A 17,276-nucleotide genomic window follows, 5' to 3' on the forward strand; every position below is an offset into this window, starting at 1 on the left:
TTTTTGCTTGGCGGCGCGGTGCCGCGGGGTTAAATCGGCTGCATGACAAGGATCGCATCCGCACGACGACGAGGCCGTTGAGCCTGCCGGGACACAGGGACATCCCGTGCAGCGCCCGCGTGCGTCCCGTCGTCTGATTCGATCCGAAAGACCCGATCCATGTTTGCCTACACCATGCTCGACGACGCCGCCCGGTCGGCGTTAACCGCCCTGCTCGACGTTTCCTTCGGTCCCGACCGGCATTCGAAGATCGCCTACCGCTTCCGTGACGACGTGCCCGAGGACGAGCGCTTCGGCATGGCCGCCTGGGATGGAGACCTGCTGGTCGGCGCCATCCAGTACTGGCCCTGCCATGTCGATGGCGTGGACGCGCAGCTGCTCGGCCCACTGGCCGTTGCGCCGGCCTATCGGGGGCGGGGCGCCGCGCGCGGGCTGGTGAATCGCAGCCTGCAGCTGGTCGAGGATGCGGGCACCGATCTGGTGGTGCTGATCGGCGATCCCAAGCTCTACCTGCAATACGGCTTCACCCCGGCCAGCGGCCAGTCGCTGGTGATCGAGGGCGAGCCCGATCACCGGGTGCAGATGAAGCCGCTGACCGATGCGGGCCGCGAAGCGACGGGGCTGGTCTCGCCGGCGCTGGCGACGGTCAGTTGAGGTCCCAGCGCCGCCGCATGTAGTCGGCGGCCTCGCGGGTGGCCTCCAGACCCTCCGGGATCGCCTTCGCCATCATCATGAAGCCGTGGATCTGGCCTGTGTACTCGTGGAAGGTCACGCCGACGCCGGCCTCCGCCAGCCGGTCGGCATAGTCCTTCGCCTCGTCGCGCAGCGGATCGAATCCGGCGGTCAGGAACAGCGCGGGCGGCTGACCCGTCAGGTCGGCGGTCCGGGCGGGCGAGGCGCGCAGATCGGCCTTGTCGGCGTCGCCGTTCAGATACTGCTCCTGGTACCATTCGATGCGGTCGCGGGGGATGATCGCGCCTTCGACAAAGGTCTTGTGGGAGCGGGTGTCCGTGGAGAAATCGGTCGCCGGATAGATCAGCAGCTGGAAGTCCGGAGCCTTCTCGCCCGCGCCCGCGGTCATCTGGCTGACGACGATCGACAGGTTGCCGCCGGCGGAATCCCCGCCCACTGCAACGCGATCCGGATCGCCGCCGATCTCGTTGGCGACGCGGCGTAGCCAGCGGTAGGCGGACAGGCAGTCCTCGACGCCCTTCGGGAACTTGTTCTCGGGCGCCAGGCCGTAATCGATGGCGACGACCATCGCCCCCGACCAGAGCGCCAGGCGGGCGCAGAGGCCGTGATGGCTCTCCAGATCGCCCTGCACCCAGCCGCCGCCATGGAAGAAGCAGAGCACCGGCAGCTTGCCGTCGGTCTCGGCCGGCTTGTAGACGCGCGCGCCGATCTGCCGGTCTCCGCCGCCGGGGATCCTGATATCGCCGATCTTCGCCAGTTCCGGCGCCGGCTCGTCGAGCAGGCTCACCAGCGTGGTCAGCTGCTGGCGCAGTTCGGGCAGCGGCGGGAAGTAACCCGGCACGCGCACCGAGCGCGAGAACTCCGCCACGACCTGGGCCTTGGGATCCATGACGCGGCCGCCATCGGTCTCGCGGCGGCCCTCCAGCATCGGCAGCACCTGCGCCTCGCTCATCAGGCAATGCTGCAGTTCGAATGCGGCTTTCGCGTCCATCTCCACCCCCTTTGACTGTTTGCTCATGACCTATAGCATGACCGCCGCGGCGGTACCCATGAGCAGATGATGCGGGCGACAACGTATTTCGACGACTACGCGCTGGGCGACCGCTACGTGACCGACTCGGTCACGGTGACGGAGGGCCAGATCCTCCGGTTCGCGCGCGAATACGATACGCAGCTGTTCCACACCAATGTCGCGGCGGCGGACGAAAGCCATTTCGGCGGCCTGATCGGCAGCGGCTTCCAGACCCTCAATCTCAGCTTCGCGCTGTTCTTCAAGCTGCAGCTGGTACAGCCGGCTGCCGTGGGCGGCGCAGGGATCGACGGTCTGCGCTGGCGCAAACCGTTGCGTCCGGGCGACACGATCCATGTTGAATGCGAGGTGATCGATCTCGTGCCCTCGGCCTCGCGGCCTGACCGGGGTACGGTGCGCATGCGCCACGACACCTTCAATCAGGACGGCGACGTGATCATGACGCTGGAATGCCTGCACATCCTGCAGACCCGGGCCGGAGCCGCCGCATCGTGAGGCGGCCGCTCGCCATCGCCCTGTTTGCGGCCCTGCTCGCAGCCTGCGGCACGCTGGAGCCGGAGGAGCTGCCGCCGGCGGCCTTCGACAAGCCGGTGCTGCACGCCGACGGCACGCTGACCGGCGTTCAGGGCGTCGACCACCGTCACTGGGCGCTGGTCGATCAGGATCTTCGCAAGGGCGTCTTCTGGTACAGCTTTCTCAACCGCGTCACCCAGGACTGCAAGCAGGCCTACCCCGAACATGCCGACTGGCTGGGCGAGGTGAACCTGCTGGTCCAGAGAGCGACCGGACAGGCGGCGCGCGCCGGCATCCGCATGGAGCGGCAGCGCCTCGAGACCCGGGCCGAAGGCGCCGACCGCGCGGTGGTCGGGCTGGAGGCGATGAGCGTCGCCGAAGTCGAGGTGGCCGGCGTGCTGGCGGGCTGGATCGAGAGCGCGACCGGCGAGGAGGTGCCTCTGGAGCGGGCCCTGGTCCAGGGCTGCGCGCTGCTGTTCGACCGGGAGAACCTTCGCGGCCTCATGCGCAATTCGGCGGAGCCGCTGTCGCGCTACTTCGCCCGAATGGAAGTCGAGCAGCCCGACATCTACGCGGCCACCGGCGGGGTCGAGGGCATCGTCCGCCGCCTCGACAAGGTCTGAGTCAGACAGCCGTCAGATAGGGCGCGATGGCCATGTCGGTGCCTGCCCGCCAGAGCAGCCCGGCCAGCATGTCGGCGATCGCGAAACCGACCGCGACGGGCGGCTGCGCCGGCAGCGTCGTCCGCGCGATGAAGTAGCGGTAATAGAGCACGAAGACGAGCACGGCGAAGCTGAAGAGGCCGAGAATCCCGCCCCCCAGCATGCCGGCCGCGCCCAGCGCGACGACCGGCAGCCGGAGCAGCATGATCCAGACCTCGGACCAGTTGCAGGCGACGATGTAGAGACGGATGTCGTGGCCCTGGTTCATCACCCGGCCCAGTTCGAAAGCCAGAACTGGCCAGAACATCCAGGCGCCGACATAGGAGACGGCCTCGATCCAGAAGACCGCCGTCAGGTCCGCTTCCGGCACGGACGAATAGCGCGCGACCCAGATCAGGATGCCGTAGAACGGAGCCAGCAGGATGGCGGCGCGGAAGCTGAACCAGAAGCCTTCTGGCGAGCCGTCGAGCAGGCCGGCCCCGCCCGGGTCCCGCTTCGCCAGCATCAGCGCGCCACCCAGGCCCGCGGCCATTCCTGGCAGACCGCGCTGGCTCATCCCTTGGGACGGTTGTCGACGATGCGCTGGGCCTTGCCCTGGCTCCGCGCGACGCCGCCGACCTCGTTCATCTCGATCTTCGCCGTGACGCCGCACATCGTCTTGATCCGCTCCCGCAGGTCGCGCCCGGCGGCCTCGACGGCGGCGGTGTCGCCGGCCGTCTCGGTCTTCGGCTCGACCCGCACGGTCAGCTCGTCCATCGCGCCGGGCCGGTCGACCTGCAACTGGTAGTGCGGGCTCAGGCGGCCGTCCTGCAGCAGCAGTTCCTCGATCTGTGTGGGAAACAGGTTCACGCCGCGGATGATCAGCATGTCGTCGGAGCGGCCGGTGATCTTCTCGATCCGGCGGTGGCTGCGCGCCGTGCCGGGCTTAAGCCGCGTCAGGTCCCGCGTGCGGTAGCGCACCATGGGCAGCGCTTCCTTGGTCAGCGAGGTGATCACAAGTTCGCCGAATTCGCCGTCCGGCAGCACCTCGCCCGTGTCCGGGTCGATGATCTCGGGATAGAAATGATCCTCCCAGATGTGCAGCCCGTCCTTGGTCTCGATGCACTCCTGGGCGACGCCCGGGCCGATGATCTCCGACATGCCGAAGATGTCGACCGCGTCCAGGCCGGTGGCGGCCTCGATCTCCTCCCGCATCTTCTCCGTCCATGGTTCGGCGCCGAAGATGCCGATCTCCAGTGGGTTGTCGGCGACCGACATGCCCTGACGCTTCATCTCGTCGGCGATGGCGAACATGTAGCTGGGCGTGACCATGATGATCCGGGCGCCGAAATCCCGGATCAGCTGCACCTGCCGCTCGGTCTGGCCGCCGCCGAAGGGCACCACCGAACAGCCCAGCCGTTCGGCGCCGTAATGCGCGCCGAGACCGCCGGTGAAAAGGCCATAGCCATAGGAGACATGGACGATGTCGCCCGGCCGGCCGCCAGCGGCCCGGATCGAGCGGGCCATCACCGTCGACCAGGTGTCGATGTCCTTCTCCGTGTAGCCGACCACGGTCGGCTTGCCCGTTGTGCCCGACGAGGCGTGGATGCGGACCACCTTCTCGCGCGGTACCGCGAACATGCCGAAGGGGTAGTTGTCGCGGAGGTCGGTCTTCACCGTGAAGGGGAACTTCGCCAGATCGGAGAGATCCTTCAGATCGTCCGGATGCACGCCCCGCGCCTCGAAGGCCTTGCGGTAGTGCGGCACGTTCTCGAAGGCGTGGGCGAGCGACCACTTCATGCGTTCGAGCTGCAACGCCGAGAGCTCGTCGCGGCTGGCGGTCTCGATCGGCTCCGGGTTCGCGCGCGGGTCGGTCATGCGGCGGCTCTCACCTCTCTCGGGTCACGGGCAGGTCCTCGATGACCTTGCCCTTGATGGTCTGGGTCTGGCCGCGGAAGACCGCGACCTGCTCGCCCTTCTGGTTCCGGACGTCGATATCGTAGACGCCGGTGCGCCCGGCCGCTGCCGTCTCCTCGGCGGTCGCGGTCAGGATGTCGCCGGCATAGGTCGGCTTCAGGAAGCTGATCTGCGCCATCGAGGCAACCGCGGTGCGGTTGAAGGAGCCGCTGGCATAGGCCATCGCCGTGTCGGCCAGGGTGAAGGTGATGCCGCCATGGCCGATGTCGTAGCCATTGGTCATCTGCGTTCTCACCGCCATGCGCAGCACCGAACGCCCCGCGCCGACCTCGACGACATGGATCCCCAGCGAGCGGGCGGCACGGTCGTTGGCGTAGAGCGCGCGCGCTACCGCGCCGGCAATCTCGTCCGGGGTCTGCGTCATGGTCAGCGGCCGGTGAACTTCGCGGGCCGCTTCTCCAGAAAGGCCTGGACGCCCTCGGCGAAGTCGCGCGTCGAACCGGCAACGCGCTGGCTGTCGCGCTCGGTGTCCAGCTGCTGCGCCAGGGTCTGGCTCTGTGCGTTGTGCATGGCCCGCCGGATCAGGCCGAGACCGCGGGTCGGGCCGGCGGCCAGCCTGGCCAGCACCTTGCCGCCTTCGGCTTCCAGTGCATCGTCATCGACGGTTTTCCAGACCATGCCCCAGTCCTCCGCCTCGCGGGCGGTGATCTTCTCGCCCAGCAGCGCCATGCCCATCGCCCGCGCGCGGCCGACCTGGCGCGGCAGGTACCAGGTGCTGCCGGCGTCGGGGACAAGGCCGATGTTGCAGAAGGCCTGCAGGAAGACGGCGGACTCGCCGGCGATGATGATGTCGCAGGCGAGCGCGAGACTCATGCCCGCGCCGGCGCAGGGGCCGTTGACCAGCGCCACGATCGGCTTCTCGCAGGACCGCATGGTCAGGATCATCGGGTTGTACTGGGTCTCCAGCAGCTTGCCGGCGTCGCGCTCCTCGTCCGGCTGGGCGGCGGTGCCGGCCGTCAGGTCCGCGCCCGCGCAGAATCCGCGCCCGGCGCCGGTGATGGCGATGACCCGCGCTTTCGGATCCCTGTCGGCCATCTCGACCGCGGCCTTGATCTCCAGCGGCATGCCCGGCGCAAAGGCGTTCAGCCGGTCGGGCCGGTTCAGGGTGATGCGGGCGATGCCGTCGGCGATCCCGAAGGTGATGTGATCGAAGTCCATGTCTTTCTCCTATCGTCCCCTGAAGGCCGCGGGCCGTCCTTCCAGAAAGGCCGCCACGCCTTCGGCGAAGTCGGCGGTCTTGCCGGCCTCGCGTTGCAGGCGCGCTTCCAGGGCGAGTTGTTCGTACAGGCTGGATCCGGCTTGCAGCCGCATCGCTTCCTTGATCATCTGGTAGGCGCGGGTCGGGCCCTTCGCCAGCTTCGACGCCATCCTGCCGGCGGTCTCGGTCAACAGGTCGTCGGGCGTGCAGCGCCAGATCAGACCCGCCGCCGCCGCGTCGGGCGCCGACAGCCTGTCGGCGGTCAGCGCCATGCCCAGGCCGCGGGCGCGGCTGCCGGCCCGCGCGAACAGCCAGGACCCGCCAATGTCCGGCACGATGCCGAGGTTCGGTCCGAAGGTGAGCTGGAAATAGGCCGAGCGGGCGGCGAGGACGATGTCGCAGCTCAGCGCGATCGAGGCGCCGCCGCCGGCGGCCGGTCCGTTGACCGCGGCGATCATCGGCTTGGAGACCGCGTACATCGCCCGCATCATCGGGTTGAATTCGTACTCCATGGCGTCGGCCACCTCGTCGCCCGGCGCCTCGCCGGACTCGGCCAGACGGTTGAGCAGCGACATGTCGGCGCCGGCGTTGAAGGCGCGGCCGGCGCCGGTCAGCACGACGGCGCGGACCCCCGGGTCGCGCTCGACGTCCAGAAAAGCGCCGTGCATCGCCTGCACCAGCGTCCGGTCCAGCGCGTTCAGCGCATGGGGCCGGTTCATGGTCAGCCACGCGACGCCGTCGCGGTCTTCCCTGATCAGCGGTTCCTGTTCGGTCATGAGCGCCTCCCCCCGTCTCTTATGATACAAACGCGGGGCGGGATAAATCCCCTGCCGCCGATCTCCCGGGATTACGGGTCCGGAATGTCTTTTTGTGCACTGCACAAAAAATTCCTTGACGCCGGGCCATGCCATCGCCATAACAGGGCCATGCTGCATTGCAGCAAGATTTTGAGGCTCCGGGCCGCCTGAACAAGGCAGGTCTCCGGACGCCACCAACCGACCGGAGATCAGAACGATGACCAAGATTGAAAACCCCTTTGCCGATTTCACCAAGGCCTTCGGCGACATGAAGATGCCGATGTTCGACTTCGAGGCCGTCACCGCCTTCCAGAAGAAGAACTTCGAGGCCATGACCGCCGCCAACCAGCTGGCCATGGACGGCCTGCGCGCCGTCTTCGAGCGCCAGGTGCAGATCGCCCAGAATTCCGTCGAGGAAGCCCAGATCGCCATCAAGGCGCTGGCCGAAGGTAGCGCCAAGGTTGACGTCGAGGAGCAGACCGCTGCTGCGAAGGACGCCATGGAGAAGGCCGCGGCCCACATCCGCGAGCTGTCCGAGATGGCCGCCAAGTCGCAGAACGAGGTCTTCGACGTCCTCAACAAGCGCATGCTGGACGGCATGGAAGAGGTCAAGGGTCAGTTCAAGCTGAACTGATCCGGCGACATCGCCACGGAGGGGCCCGCCGGTCAAACGGCGGGCCTTTTCTTTATTGCTGCATCGCACAAAAAAATCTTGACGCGATAACGTTACGCCCCCATAACGAGCGTAATGCTGCGGTGCCGTAGAAAGCGCGCTGCGCTGCAACCGCCACTCGAGAGGAGCGAGAAATGCCCACGCCTGCCAATCCGTTTGCCGATTTCTCCAATGCACTGAAGGACATGAAGCTGCCGGCCTTCGACATGGACGCCTTCGTTCAGATGCAGAAGAAGAACGTCGAAGCCATGACCGCCGCCAACCAGATCGCTCTGGACGGCATGCGCGCGCTGTTCGAGCGCCAGGTGCAGATCGCCCAGAATTCCGTCGAGGAAGCCCAGGCTGCGATCCGCGTCGCTGCCGAGAGCAAGGGCCAGGTCGACGTCCAGTCGCAGATCGAAGCCGCCCGTGCGGCGATGGAGAAGGCTCAGCTGAACATCCGTGAGCTCTCCGAGATGGCGACTAAGTCGCAGACCGAGATCATGGACATTCTCCAGAAGCGCATGATGGAGAGCGTCGACGAGATGAAGAACCAGTTCGGCAAAAGCTGAATCCCGTCGATATCCCGAACACGAGAAGGGGCGTCCCCCGGGGGCGCCCCTTTTTCGTCGTCGGTGGATTTCTGTTCCGCCGCGAGCATCCGTGCTAACCAGTGTGAATCGTTCGAAAGCGCAGGAACCGCGCAGGACAGGCGACTTGCAGAAACGACGCTCCACATGGAAGACGGCCGGCGCGCTGATCTATGACGCGGCAATGGCGCCGGTGGCCTTCGTTGGCGCGTTGCTGCTCCGTTATGGCGTCGTCGGCTACGAGAAGACCTCGCATTTCTGGCTGGAAGCCTGCTCGGCCCTTTTCGTGATCGGCCTGGGCGCTGTCTGGCTTTCCGGGCTGCATCGCGGCGTCTGGCGCTATGTCTCGACCCGAGATCTGGCCAGCATCTTCCGCGCCGCCGGCATGGTGGTGCTGGTTTTCTTCCCCGTCCTGTTCGCCTTCAACCGGCTGGAGGATGTGCCCCGGACGGTGCCCTTCATCAATTTCACGCTGCTGGTCGCGCTGCTGGCCGGGCCGCGCCTGCTCACCCGCATGCTGGCGGAAGGCGGCGTCGGGACCTTCACCGGTCGCCTGAAGCCGATGGGCGGCGTGCCCGTGCTGCTGGTGGGCGCTGGGCGCGGCGCCGAGTTGTTCCTGCGCGAAGTCGACCGCGGTCATGCCTCCTACGAGCCGGTCGGCATCATCGACGACACTGGCGGGCAGGTCGGCCGGTCCATCCGCGGCCGCACCGTTGTGGGTGCGCTGGGCGACATCGGCGATGTCATCGATCGGCTGACGCGTCGCGGGCGTCGGCCCCAGCGGGTCATCGTCACCAAGCGGAATCTCGATCCCGAACTGCTGCGCGAACTGCTGGCGCAGATGGAGGATCTGGCCATCCCGATCAGCCGGTTGCCGGACATCGGCGCGCTGGAGGCCGGCGTTTCCGACCGGGTCGAGGTGCGAGAAGTCCGGGTCGAGGACCTGCTCGGCCGGCGCAGAAATCGCTCGACCGCAGCGCCATGGAAGCGCTGGTGGCCGGGCGCCGGGTGCTGGTCACGGGCGCGGGCGGATCGATCGGCAGCGAACTGGTGCGCCAGATCGCGGCGCTGGCCCCGGCGGAAATCGCGCTCGCCGAGTTGTCCGAATTCGCCCTCTATTCCATCGACCGGGAGATGGACGAACGCTTCCCGGGGCTTGAGCGCCGGCTCTATCTGGCTGACGTGCGCGATCCCGTCCGCATCGACGACATCATGTCGGGGTTCCGGCCGGATCTGGTCTTCCATGCGGCCGCGCTGAAGCATGTGCCGCTGTCGGAAGGCAATCCCGACGAGACGGTGCTGACCAACGTGATCGGCACGCGCCGCGTCGCCGACGCCTGCATCGCGCACGGCGTGAAGGTCATGGTGCTGATCTCGACCGACAAGGCGGTGAACCCGGCCAATGTGATGGGCGCGACCAAGCGGCTTGCCGAGGCCTATGCGCAGTCCCTCGACGTGGCGCAGGACCGGACGAATTTCGTCACGGTCCGCTTCGGCAACGTGCTCGGCTCGACCGGATCGGTGGTGCCGCTGTTCCAGCGCCAGCTCGCCGAGGGCGGCCCGCTGACGGTGACCCACCCCGAGATCACCCGCTACTTCATGACCATCCGCGAGGCCGTCGAACTGGTTCTCGAGGCGGCGGCGCACAGCGACGGCAACGAGCAGGCCGGCCGCATCCACGTGCTGGACATGGGCGAACCGGTCCGCATCCAGGACCTCGCGCGGATGATGATCCGCCTTGCCGGACTGACGCCCGACCGCGACGTGAAGATCGAGTTCACCGGGCTGCGGCCGGGCGAGAAGCTCTACGAGGAACTGCTGCACAGCTCCGAGCAGCTGAGCGAGACCGAGATCGACGGGGTCCTGCTGGCTTCGCCGCGGGCGGCAGACCACGCGATCCTGGCCCGCGCGCTGGACGAGCTCGGCGGCCATGCGCAGGCGCGGCGGACAGACCGGACACTGACGCTGCTGCGCGATCTGGTGCCGGAATACGACCGCCAGCTCGACAGGCTGGAAAGCGAGGCCGCGGCGCAGCGCTGACCGGGAAACAATGCGTTTCCCCAGCGCCGATTGATCCGGAAGGGCGCGCCGATCACATCCTGCCCAACAGAAGTCAGGAGCAGAAGACAATGACAGACACGATGACAGAGACCGGCATACGGCAGGTGATGGGCGTGGTGCCTGGCGTGGACGCGCAGGACGGCGCCGGCGTGAAGCTGAAGCGCAGCCTTGGCGGACCGCGGTTGCAGCTGTTCGACCCCTTCCTGCTGCTCGACGAGTTCTGCTCCGACAAGGCCGGCGACTACATCGCGGGCTTTCCGGACCATCCGCACCGCGGCTTCGAGACAGTGACCTACATGCTGGCCGGCCGAATGCGCCACCGCGACAATCAGGGCAATTCCGGCCTGCTGCTGCCCGGCGGTGCGCAGTGGATGACCGCAGGACGCGGCATCGTCCATTCCGAGATGCCGGAACAGGAAGACGGGCTGATGTGGGGCTTCCAGCTCTGGGTCAACCTGCCGTCCGGATCGAAGATGACCGCGCCGCGCTATCAGGACATCGATCCCTCCGACATTCCCGAGGTGACGCGCGAGAACGGTACGAAGATCCGCGTGGTTGCCGGCGAGGCCGATGGCGTCAAGGGCGCGGTCAGCGACATCGCCGTGAAGCCGCTCTATCTGGACGTGACCCTGCCCGCAGGCGAGGTCTTCAGCCAGCCGGTGCCGCAGGGCCACAACGCCTTCATCTATGTCTTCGGCGGCAGCCTGAAGATCGGCGAGACCGTTGCCGGAAACGGCGACATGGCCCTGCTGACCGAGGGCGGCCAGGTCGAGGCGGCGGCGCTGGCCGGCGAGAATGCGCGCTTCCTGCTGATCGCGGGCGAGCCCATCGGTGAGCCGGTGGCGCGCTACGGCCCCTTCGTGATGAACACGAAGGAGGAGATCATGCAGGCTTTCCAGGACTACCAGTCCGGCAAGTTCTGAGCGGCGGGGCGGCCGGGCATGGCCGCCCTGCGTCAGGCGCGGGCGGGTTTGACTTGCCCGTTCTGTGTGCGGCGCAACATGGTGGGGCGAGATCCCGTCCGCCAAGAGGTTGCCGATGTCGTCCCAGCCGTCCCGTCCGTCCGCCCACGCAACGACCGATACTGCCGCCCTCGGGATCGGCGTCGCGCTGGGCCTGACGACGGCGCTGATCTGGTCGGCCTACATGATCCTGGTCCGCCATGGTGTCACCAGCGGCTTCGCGCCCATCGACATGGCCGCGGCCCGCTACTGGCCGGCCGGGCTGATCATGCTGCCGGTGCTGCTCCGCGTCGGCATCCGCGATCTCGGCGGAATCGGGTGGGGCCGGGGGCTGGTGCTGACGATCTTCGCCGGACCGCCCTTTGCGCTGTTCATGAGCTTCGGCCTCAACCTGACGCCGATCTCCCATGGCGGCGTCATCGCGCCGTCGTCGCTGACGTTGATCACCACCCTGCTGGCGGTGATCTTCATCGGCGAGCGGCTGAGCCGGCTGCGGCTGATCGGACTCGTCCTGATCCTGTCCGGCGTGGTGATGGTTGCAGGTCTCTCCTTCCTCGCCACCTTCAACACCGACGTGCTTCTGGGCGACCTGTTGATCGTCGGCGCGCCGGCTTGCTGGGCCGTCTTCACGCTCTTGCTCCGGGTCTGGCAGATCGATCCGCTGCGGGGCACGGCGGTCACGGTGGTTCTCGGGTCCCTGGGCCTGATCCCCTTTCACATCGCCTTCTCCGACTACGGCGCGCTGATGCAGATGGGCTGGGGCGAGATCGGCATCCAGCTGCTGGGGCAGGGCGTGATGAACGGGTTCCTTGCGACGCTCATGTTCGTGGTGACTGTGTCCAAGATCGGTCCCGCCCGCGCCGCGGTCTTTCCGTCGCTCGTGCCAGGCTTCACCATCCTTATGGGTGCGCCGATCCTCGGCGAGATCCCGACGCTCTACCAGTTCGCCGGGCTGGCGTCGGTGACCGTCGGCCTCGTGCTGGGCGTCGGGCTGATGGATGAATGGCTCGGATGGCGGCGTCGGAAGCGCGCCGCGCTGGCGCCGACTGACGACCCCGAAGCGGCGGCCTCGCGTCCCTTCTGACTTGCCTCAGGCCGGCTGCAGGCCGGGCCGCCAGGACACGAACCGCAGGCCGGCGGCGACCCAGATTCCGTAGGCCGCCATGCCCAGCGCCACCAGCGAGAACACCGATGCCGGCGTCGCCAGGTCGAAGGCCGACAGCGTCAGTCCGCCGCCGGCGATGATCGCGAAGCGCAGCAGCGAACCGATTACCGGTACCGTCAGCGTCTGCATCGCCTGGCTGGCGAAGTAGAGCGCCAGACCCAGCGCGAAGAAGGCGTAGAAGGGGGCGACGCGCTGCATGTAGACGGCGCAGGCGGCGATGACCTCGGGGTCGTCGCTGTAGATGCTGGCCCAGGCGCTCGGGAAGGCGGCCGACAGCGCGCCGATCCCGCCGACGATGACCGTGGCGAGCAGGGTGCCACGCCAGGCGATCGCCGCCGCACGCTCTCGCTGTCCGGCGCCGCGGTTGGCCCCGACCATCGCGATCAGCGCCGCGCCGATGCCGAAGATGATCGGGATCATCAGGAACTCCAGCCGCGCGCCGACACCGTAGCCGGCCAGCCAGACCGGACCGAGCCGGCCGACCATGCCGGTGATCAGCATGACGGTGACCACGGTCAGCACCGCCTGGAACCCGGCAAGGAAGGCGAGGCGGCTGAGCGGCTTGAGCAGCGCCGCCGGAACCGGTCCGCGCCGGAAGGCCACGGCGCTGCGGCGGGACAGGAACACCGCCAGCAACAGACCGAGGCCGGCCGAAAGGCGGCGAGGACGGCGTAGCCCGCACCGGCGATCCCAAGGTCCAGTCGCTGGATGAACAGCCAGCAGAAGCCGAAATGGCCGAGGGTCACCAGACCCTGGATCACGGCAGGCGTAGACATGTCGCCGGACCCGCGCAACACGCCGGCCAGCATGTTGAACTGCCACATCAGCGGGATCGCGATCATCAGGATGGACGAATAGGTGAGCGCGCCTTCCAGCACCGCATCCTCGCCGCCGAGCAGGCGGTAGAAGGACGGGCCCGCGAGCCAGAAGAAGCCGGCCATGGCCAGACCGCAGACGCTTGCCATCAATGTGCCGGTTCGCAACACGGCTTCGGCGCCGCCTTCGTCGCCCGCGCCGGTCATGTTCGCAGTGGCGCCGCTGATGACGCCGCCGACCGAACCGGCCGAGAGCATGTTGGTCAGCATGAACACCGGAAAGACCAGCGCCACCGACGCCAGTGCGCCGGTGCCGATCCTGCCGAGAAACCACGTTTCCACGATGCTCATCATCGACATGATCATCATGGCGGCGATGCCGGGCGCGGCCATGCGCGCCAGCACCGGCCAGATGGGACCGGAAAGAATGGCCTGACGGCGGATCTGGGCTCGTGTCATCTGTGGATACTCCGCTGATACGGCGGCGAAGATAGCGCCGGCCCGGAAGCGGACGAGGCAAATTTCCTCCGCTCTCGGACAAGTTTGGCGATACCCTGCCGGCGGGGAGGAACTGCACATGATCGTCGATCCGACACCGACCGATCCCGAGCCGGGAACGCTGAAGATTGCCGACTATCCGGCGCTGACGGGCCGGGAGATCGGCGTCAGCGACTGGGTGACCATCGACCAGGAGCGGGTGACCATGTTCGGCATCGCCACCGAGCATCGGCACTGGCTGCATCTGGACACCGAGCGCGCGCTGCGCGACGGCCCCTATGGCGGGACGCTGGCGCACGGCTTTCTGGTCACCAGCCTGCTCAGCCACTTCATGGACAATGTGAAGATGCGGCCGGCCGACGCCGCCTTCGGCCTGAACTACGGCTACGAGAAGGTACGCTACCTGGCCCCGCTGGTCGCCGGCGACGACACCCGGATCCGGGACCGCATCACCATCATGGAGACGGCATGGCGGACGGGCGGGCGGCTGATGGTGAAGACCGCCAACCGTTTCGAACAGGACGGCAATCCGGACCCGATCGCCTACGCTGAATGGCTGATTCTGTGGGTGCCGAAGGGGGAGGAAATGCTATGAAACCGTTCGAGGGAATCCGCATCCTGGATGCGACGCATGTCTTTGCCGGGCCGTACTGCACGTATCAGATGGCCTGGCTGGGCGCCGAGGTGATCCGGGTCGAGGCGGTGAAGCCGCTGGACTTCATCCGTTACGCCTCGCCGGACGAGGCGCAGCAGCGGGCCGGCATGGCCGACGCCTTCCTGATCCAGAACGCCAACAAGCACTCTGTCGCGCTGGACCTCAAGGACCCGCGCGGCCAGGACGCCTTCCGCAAGCTGGCGGCGACCGCCGACGTCGTGATCGAGAACTACCGTCCGGGCACCATGGCGAAGCTGGGTCTCGGCCCGGACGATCTCATGAAGGACCGTCCGGACCTCATCTACGCCTCGGTGTCGGGCTTCGGGCAGTCGGGGCCGCTCAGGGACATTCCGGCCTACGACCATTTCGTGCAGGGCGTTTCCGGCATGATGTCGGTGCAGGACGACGGCGAGACCGGGCCGGTCCGCGTCGGCTGGCCGGTGATCGACTATGTCGCCGGGCTGGTGGCGGCCTTCGCCCTGTCGTCGGCGCTCTACGGGCGCAAGGTTTCAGGGCAGGGCCAGTATGTCGATGTCGCCATGCTGGACGCGGCGCTGGCCATCATGGGGCCGGTGATCGGGCCCTGGCTGACCAGCCAGCGCAGGCAGGTGAAGACGGGGCGGCAGGCCGCTTCCGGCAGCCCGTTCTCCGGCATGTTCGAGACGGCCGACGGCACGCTGGTCGTCGCTGCGAACACGCAGAAGCAGGCGGAGAACCTGCTCCGTGTGGCGGGCCGCGAGGATCTGGTCGGCGATCCGGCGATCTTTCCCTGGGGTGGCCGTCCGGATGTGTCGGAACGGATCCAGCCCATGCTGGACGGGATATTCGCGTCGCGGACCGCGCTTGAGTGGGAAGCGCTGCTGGGACCGGCCGGCGTTCCGGCCGGCAAGCTGCGCAGCGTCGACGAGATCGCCGCGCATCCGCATGTCCGCGCGCGCGGCCTGATCCACGAGATACCGGATGTGCCGGGTCTGGGCCGCGGCATCGAGGTGCTGGGGCCCGGCTTTGGCTTCGGCGATCCCGACGCCATGGTCACAGAGCCAACGCCGCCGCCGCGGAAGGGCGCGCACAGCCGCAAGTATCTGAGAGATATCGGCTTGGACGACGCTGAGATCGACGCGCTGATCGCGGACGGCGTGGTGTCAGAACCGAATTGATCGGTTCGGCGGGCGTCGCTATTGTCGCACCCCAATAAGAACGAACATCGCGTTACATCAGGGAGGATTGAAAATGTTCCACAAGGTACTGACCGGCGTTGCCGTTGCGGCCGTCGCGTTCGTGTATGGCGGCACCGCAAGCGCCGGGTCGCATTCGAAGATGGTCGACGGTCCGGAAGTGACCTGGAACCACTCGCTCTGGGGCAAGCCCCGCGCCTTTACCAAGGGTCTGGAGTGGCTTTCCGAGCAGTTGGCCGAGCGGACCGGCGGCAAGTTCAAGTACAATCTGAACTATGGCGGCCTGTCGAAGCCGAAGGAGAACCTGGACGGCATCGAGATTGGCGCCTTCGAGGCGGCCAACTTCTGCAATTTCTACAGCCCGGACCGGACGCCGGCGTCCATGATCTTCTCGCTGCCGTTCCTGCCGATCGGCGACTGGAAGGTCCGCATCGAGGCCTCCGACGCCTACTACCAGCATCCGGCCGTGAAGAAGGAAATGGCCGGCATGAACGCCATGATCTACATGGCCGGCGTGCTGCCTCAGTACGAGTTCCTGGGCCGTGGCAAGCCGCCGCGGAAGCTCGAGGACTGGAATGGCCTGAAGGTCCGTGCGGGCGGCGGTGTGGCCGACGCCATGTCGAAGCTGGGCGCGACCCTGCAGACCGTGCCGGCGACCGAGGTCTACACGCTGCTGGAGCGTGGCACGGTGGACGCGGTCTCGTTCCCGTATACCTACGCCCATGCCGCCTACAAGGTGCATGAAGTGGCCGACTGGTACACGGCGAACTTCCAGCCCGGCACCGCGGACTGCCCGACGGTCTTCAACCTGGATGCCTGGAACGCGCTGCCGCAGCAGTACAAGGACCTGCTGATGGAGCTGAAGATGGGCGTCTACGAGAAGCAGAAGGAAGCCTATCTGGCCGCCGACGAAGTGAACCTGCCGCTGTTCAAGGAGAAGCTGGAGGAAGTCCGCTTCACCGAGGACGAGCTGGCCGAGTTCCAGGCCCAGGTGGGCAAGCCGCTGTGGAAAGAGAGCTTCGTCGACCGCTATGCCGACCGGCTGCCGACGCAGGAGCTTCTCGACTTCCTGCTCGCCGAGGCCGCCAAGGCCCGCGGCGGCTCCTGAAACGACTGACCCGCGGGGCGGCGGCCGGAACGCCGCCGCCCCCTTGTCTTTCCTGACTCCTTCGGTGGGACCGGCATGAGCGACCGTTCGGACGCCGGCGGCCTGTCTGCGGTAGACCGCGGGCTTTTTGCCGTCGAAACCGCATTCAATCTGATCGCAGCTGCGTCGATCTTCGGACTGATGTTCCTGGGCGTCGCGCAGGTGCTGGGACGCATCCTCCTCTGGATCAACGACAGGCTGGTCGCCAACCTGGAGGTCGATCCGGGGCTCTGGTTCTCGATCCCCGGCTATATCGACGTCATGGAACAGGCGATCGCCCTATTCGCCTTCCTCGGCATCGCCTACTGCCAGCGGATGGGCGGCCATGTGCGCATGGACCTTGCGCTGCGCGGCCTGTCGCGACGCGCACTCTGGATCTCCGAGTTCCTCGCGATCCTGCTCTCGCTGATCGTGGTCGCGGTCCTGATCTATTACAGCTTCACCCATTTCGAGCGTTCCTATGTCAGCGGCGACTCCACCATCGACGTGCAACTGCCCGTGTGGCCGTCGAAGCTTCTGGTGACCGTTGCCTTCTCTCTCCTCTGGCTCCGCCTCTTGGTACATCTCGCCGGCTTCATCCGTCTGATGTTCAAGCCCGAAGCCGATCCGGTGGCGGTGCCGACGATCCAGACGATCGAGGAAATCGCCCAGCACGACATCGAGGAATCGGACGATCGGCGTCACGCTTCCCGGCAGGAGGCCTGACC

Annotated in this window: 20 protein-coding genes; 12 read left to right on the forward strand and 8 right to left on the reverse strand. The window is 67.1% G+C overall.

Features of this window, described 5'->3' with window-relative positions; translation table 11 throughout:
* Positions 1–159: 159 nt before the first annotated feature.
* A complete protein-coding gene (locus tag ACMVY4_RS06190) occupies positions 160–654 on the forward strand; it encodes a GNAT family N-acetyltransferase (protein ID WP_416899305.1) in 495 nt (164 codons plus the stop codon).
* On the opposite strand, the gene ACMVY4_RS06195 is transcribed toward ACMVY4_RS06190, so the two are convergent.
* Entirely contained in the window at positions 647–1,684 is a 1,038-nt protein-coding gene (locus ACMVY4_RS06195) for an alpha/beta hydrolase (protein WP_416899306.1), read from the reverse strand. The genes ACMVY4_RS06190 and ACMVY4_RS06195 overlap by 8 nt on opposite strands.
* A 69-nt stretch (positions 1,685–1,753) precedes the next feature.
* On the opposite strand from ACMVY4_RS06195, the gene ACMVY4_RS06200 reads away from it, so the two are divergent.
* Together ACMVY4_RS06200 and ACMVY4_RS06205 are read left to right on the forward strand one after the other, a co-directional pair.
* Positions 1,754–2,218: a MaoC family dehydratase gene (locus ACMVY4_RS06200; RefSeq protein ID WP_416899307.1), complete on the forward strand. Its 465-nt coding sequence runs from the start codon at positions 1,754–1,756 to the stop codon at positions 2,216–2,218.
* Positions 2,215–2,859 (forward strand): hypothetical protein, encoded by a 645-nt coding sequence (locus tag ACMVY4_RS06205; protein ID WP_416899308.1) that lies wholly within the window; start codon positions 2,215–2,217, stop codon positions 2,857–2,859. Before ACMVY4_RS06200 ends, ACMVY4_RS06205 begins: the two co-directional genes overlap by 4 nt.
* A 1-nt stretch (position 2,860) precedes the next feature.
* Here ACMVY4_RS06205 and ACMVY4_RS06210 read toward each other — a convergent pair whose 3' ends face one another.
* Genes ACMVY4_RS06210 through ACMVY4_RS06230 form a run of 5 tightly spaced genes read right to left on the reverse strand, consistent with a single transcriptional unit; the run spans position 2,861 to position 6,828 of the window.
* Entirely contained in the window at positions 2,861–3,430 is a 570-nt protein-coding gene (locus ACMVY4_RS06210) for a hypothetical protein (RefSeq protein WP_416899309.1), read from the reverse strand.
* Positions 3,431–3,450: 20 nt separating this feature from the next.
* On the reverse strand, positions 3,451–4,755 hold the full coding sequence (gene paaK / locus ACMVY4_RS06215) for a phenylacetate--CoA ligase PaaK (protein WP_416899310.1): 1,305 nt from the start codon (positions 4,753–4,755) through the stop codon (positions 3,451–3,453).
* A gap of 10 nt (positions 4,756–4,765) precedes the next feature.
* Complete coding sequence (gene paaI, locus ACMVY4_RS06220) at positions 4,766–5,218, reverse strand: hydroxyphenylacetyl-CoA thioesterase PaaI (protein WP_416899311.1); 453 nt, start codon at positions 5,216–5,218, stop codon at positions 4,766–4,768.
* A gap of 2 nt (positions 5,219–5,220) precedes the next feature.
* Positions 5,221–6,012, reverse strand: a complete 792-nt coding sequence (locus tag ACMVY4_RS06225) for an enoyl-CoA hydratase-related protein (RefSeq protein ID WP_416899312.1) — start codon at positions 6,010–6,012, stop codon at positions 5,221–5,223.
* 9 nt (positions 6,013–6,021) lie between these two features.
* Positions 6,022–6,828, reverse strand: a complete 807-nt coding sequence (locus tag ACMVY4_RS06230) for an enoyl-CoA hydratase-related protein (RefSeq protein WP_416899313.1) — start codon at positions 6,826–6,828, stop codon at positions 6,022–6,024.
* Between the two features lie 238 nt (positions 6,829–7,066).
* Between ACMVY4_RS06230 and ACMVY4_RS06235 the strand changes: the two genes are divergently transcribed.
* The 5 genes from ACMVY4_RS06235 (at position 7,067) to ACMVY4_RS06255 (ending at position 12,198) form a co-directional block, all read left to right on the forward strand.
* The gene (locus ACMVY4_RS06235) at positions 7,067–7,483 is read left to right on the forward strand and encodes a phasin family protein (protein WP_416899314.1); all 417 of its coding nucleotides are present in this window, start codon (positions 7,067–7,069) and stop codon (positions 7,481–7,483) included.
* Positions 7,484–7,656: 173 nt separating this feature from the next.
* The gene (locus ACMVY4_RS06240) at positions 7,657–8,073 is read left to right on the forward strand and encodes a phasin family protein (RefSeq protein ID WP_416899315.1); all 417 of its coding nucleotides are present in this window, start codon (positions 7,657–7,659) and stop codon (positions 8,071–8,073) included.
* 999 nt (positions 8,074–9,072) lie between these two features.
* Complete coding sequence (locus tag ACMVY4_RS06245; protein ID WP_416899316.1) at positions 9,073–10,131, forward strand: UDP-N-acetylglucosamine 4,6-dehydratase family protein; 1,059 nt, start codon at positions 9,073–9,075, stop codon at positions 10,129–10,131.
* 89 nt (positions 10,132–10,220) lie between these two features.
* A complete protein-coding gene (locus tag ACMVY4_RS06250; RefSeq protein WP_416899317.1) occupies positions 10,221–11,075 on the forward strand; it encodes a pirin family protein in 855 nt (284 codons plus the stop codon).
* A 115-nt stretch (positions 11,076–11,190) separates the two neighbouring features.
* The gene (locus ACMVY4_RS06255; RefSeq protein WP_416899318.1) at positions 11,191–12,198 is read left to right on the forward strand and encodes a DMT family transporter; all 1,008 of its coding nucleotides are present in this window, start codon (positions 11,191–11,193) and stop codon (positions 12,196–12,198) included.
* A 6-nt stretch (positions 12,199–12,204) separates the two neighbouring features.
* Here the strand turns inward: ACMVY4_RS06255 and ACMVY4_RS06260 are convergent, their stop codons facing one another.
* On the reverse strand, positions 12,205–12,882 hold the full coding sequence (locus ACMVY4_RS06260; RefSeq protein WP_416899319.1) for an MATE family efflux transporter: 678 nt from the start codon (positions 12,880–12,882) through the stop codon (positions 12,205–12,207).
* Complete coding sequence (locus tag ACMVY4_RS06265) at positions 12,795–13,553, reverse strand: MATE family efflux transporter (protein WP_416899320.1); 759 nt, start codon at positions 13,551–13,553, stop codon at positions 12,795–12,797. The genes ACMVY4_RS06260 and ACMVY4_RS06265 overlap by 88 nt, the downstream gene beginning before the upstream one ends.
* 118 nt (positions 13,554–13,671) lie before the next feature.
* Between ACMVY4_RS06265 and ACMVY4_RS06270 the strand changes: the two genes are divergently transcribed.
* The 4 genes from ACMVY4_RS06270 (at position 13,672) to ACMVY4_RS06285 (ending at position 17,274) form a co-directional block, all read left to right on the forward strand.
* On the forward strand, positions 13,672–14,187 hold the full coding sequence (locus ACMVY4_RS06270) for a MaoC family dehydratase (RefSeq protein WP_416899321.1): 516 nt from the start codon (positions 13,672–13,674) through the stop codon (positions 14,185–14,187).
* On the forward strand, positions 14,184–15,404 hold the full coding sequence (locus ACMVY4_RS06275) for a CaiB/BaiF CoA transferase family protein (RefSeq protein ID WP_416899322.1): 1,221 nt from the start codon (positions 14,184–14,186) through the stop codon (positions 15,402–15,404). Before ACMVY4_RS06270 ends, ACMVY4_RS06275 begins: the two co-directional genes overlap by 4 nt.
* Before the next feature lie 73 nt (positions 15,405–15,477).
* Complete coding sequence (gene dctP, locus ACMVY4_RS06280) at positions 15,478–16,530, forward strand: TRAP transporter substrate-binding protein DctP (RefSeq protein WP_416899323.1); 1,053 nt, start codon at positions 15,478–15,480, stop codon at positions 16,528–16,530.
* 75 nt (positions 16,531–16,605) lie between these two features.
* Positions 16,606–17,274: a TRAP transporter small permease subunit gene (locus ACMVY4_RS06285; RefSeq protein WP_416899324.1), complete on the forward strand. Its 669-nt coding sequence runs from the start codon at positions 16,606–16,608 to the stop codon at positions 17,272–17,274.
* The last annotated feature ends 2 nt before the right edge of the window (positions 17,275–17,276 follow it).

Source organism: Minwuia sp. (genome assembly GCF_048007105.1).
Taxonomy (GTDB): domain Bacteria; phylum Pseudomonadota; class Alphaproteobacteria; order Minwuiales; family Minwuiaceae; genus Minwuia.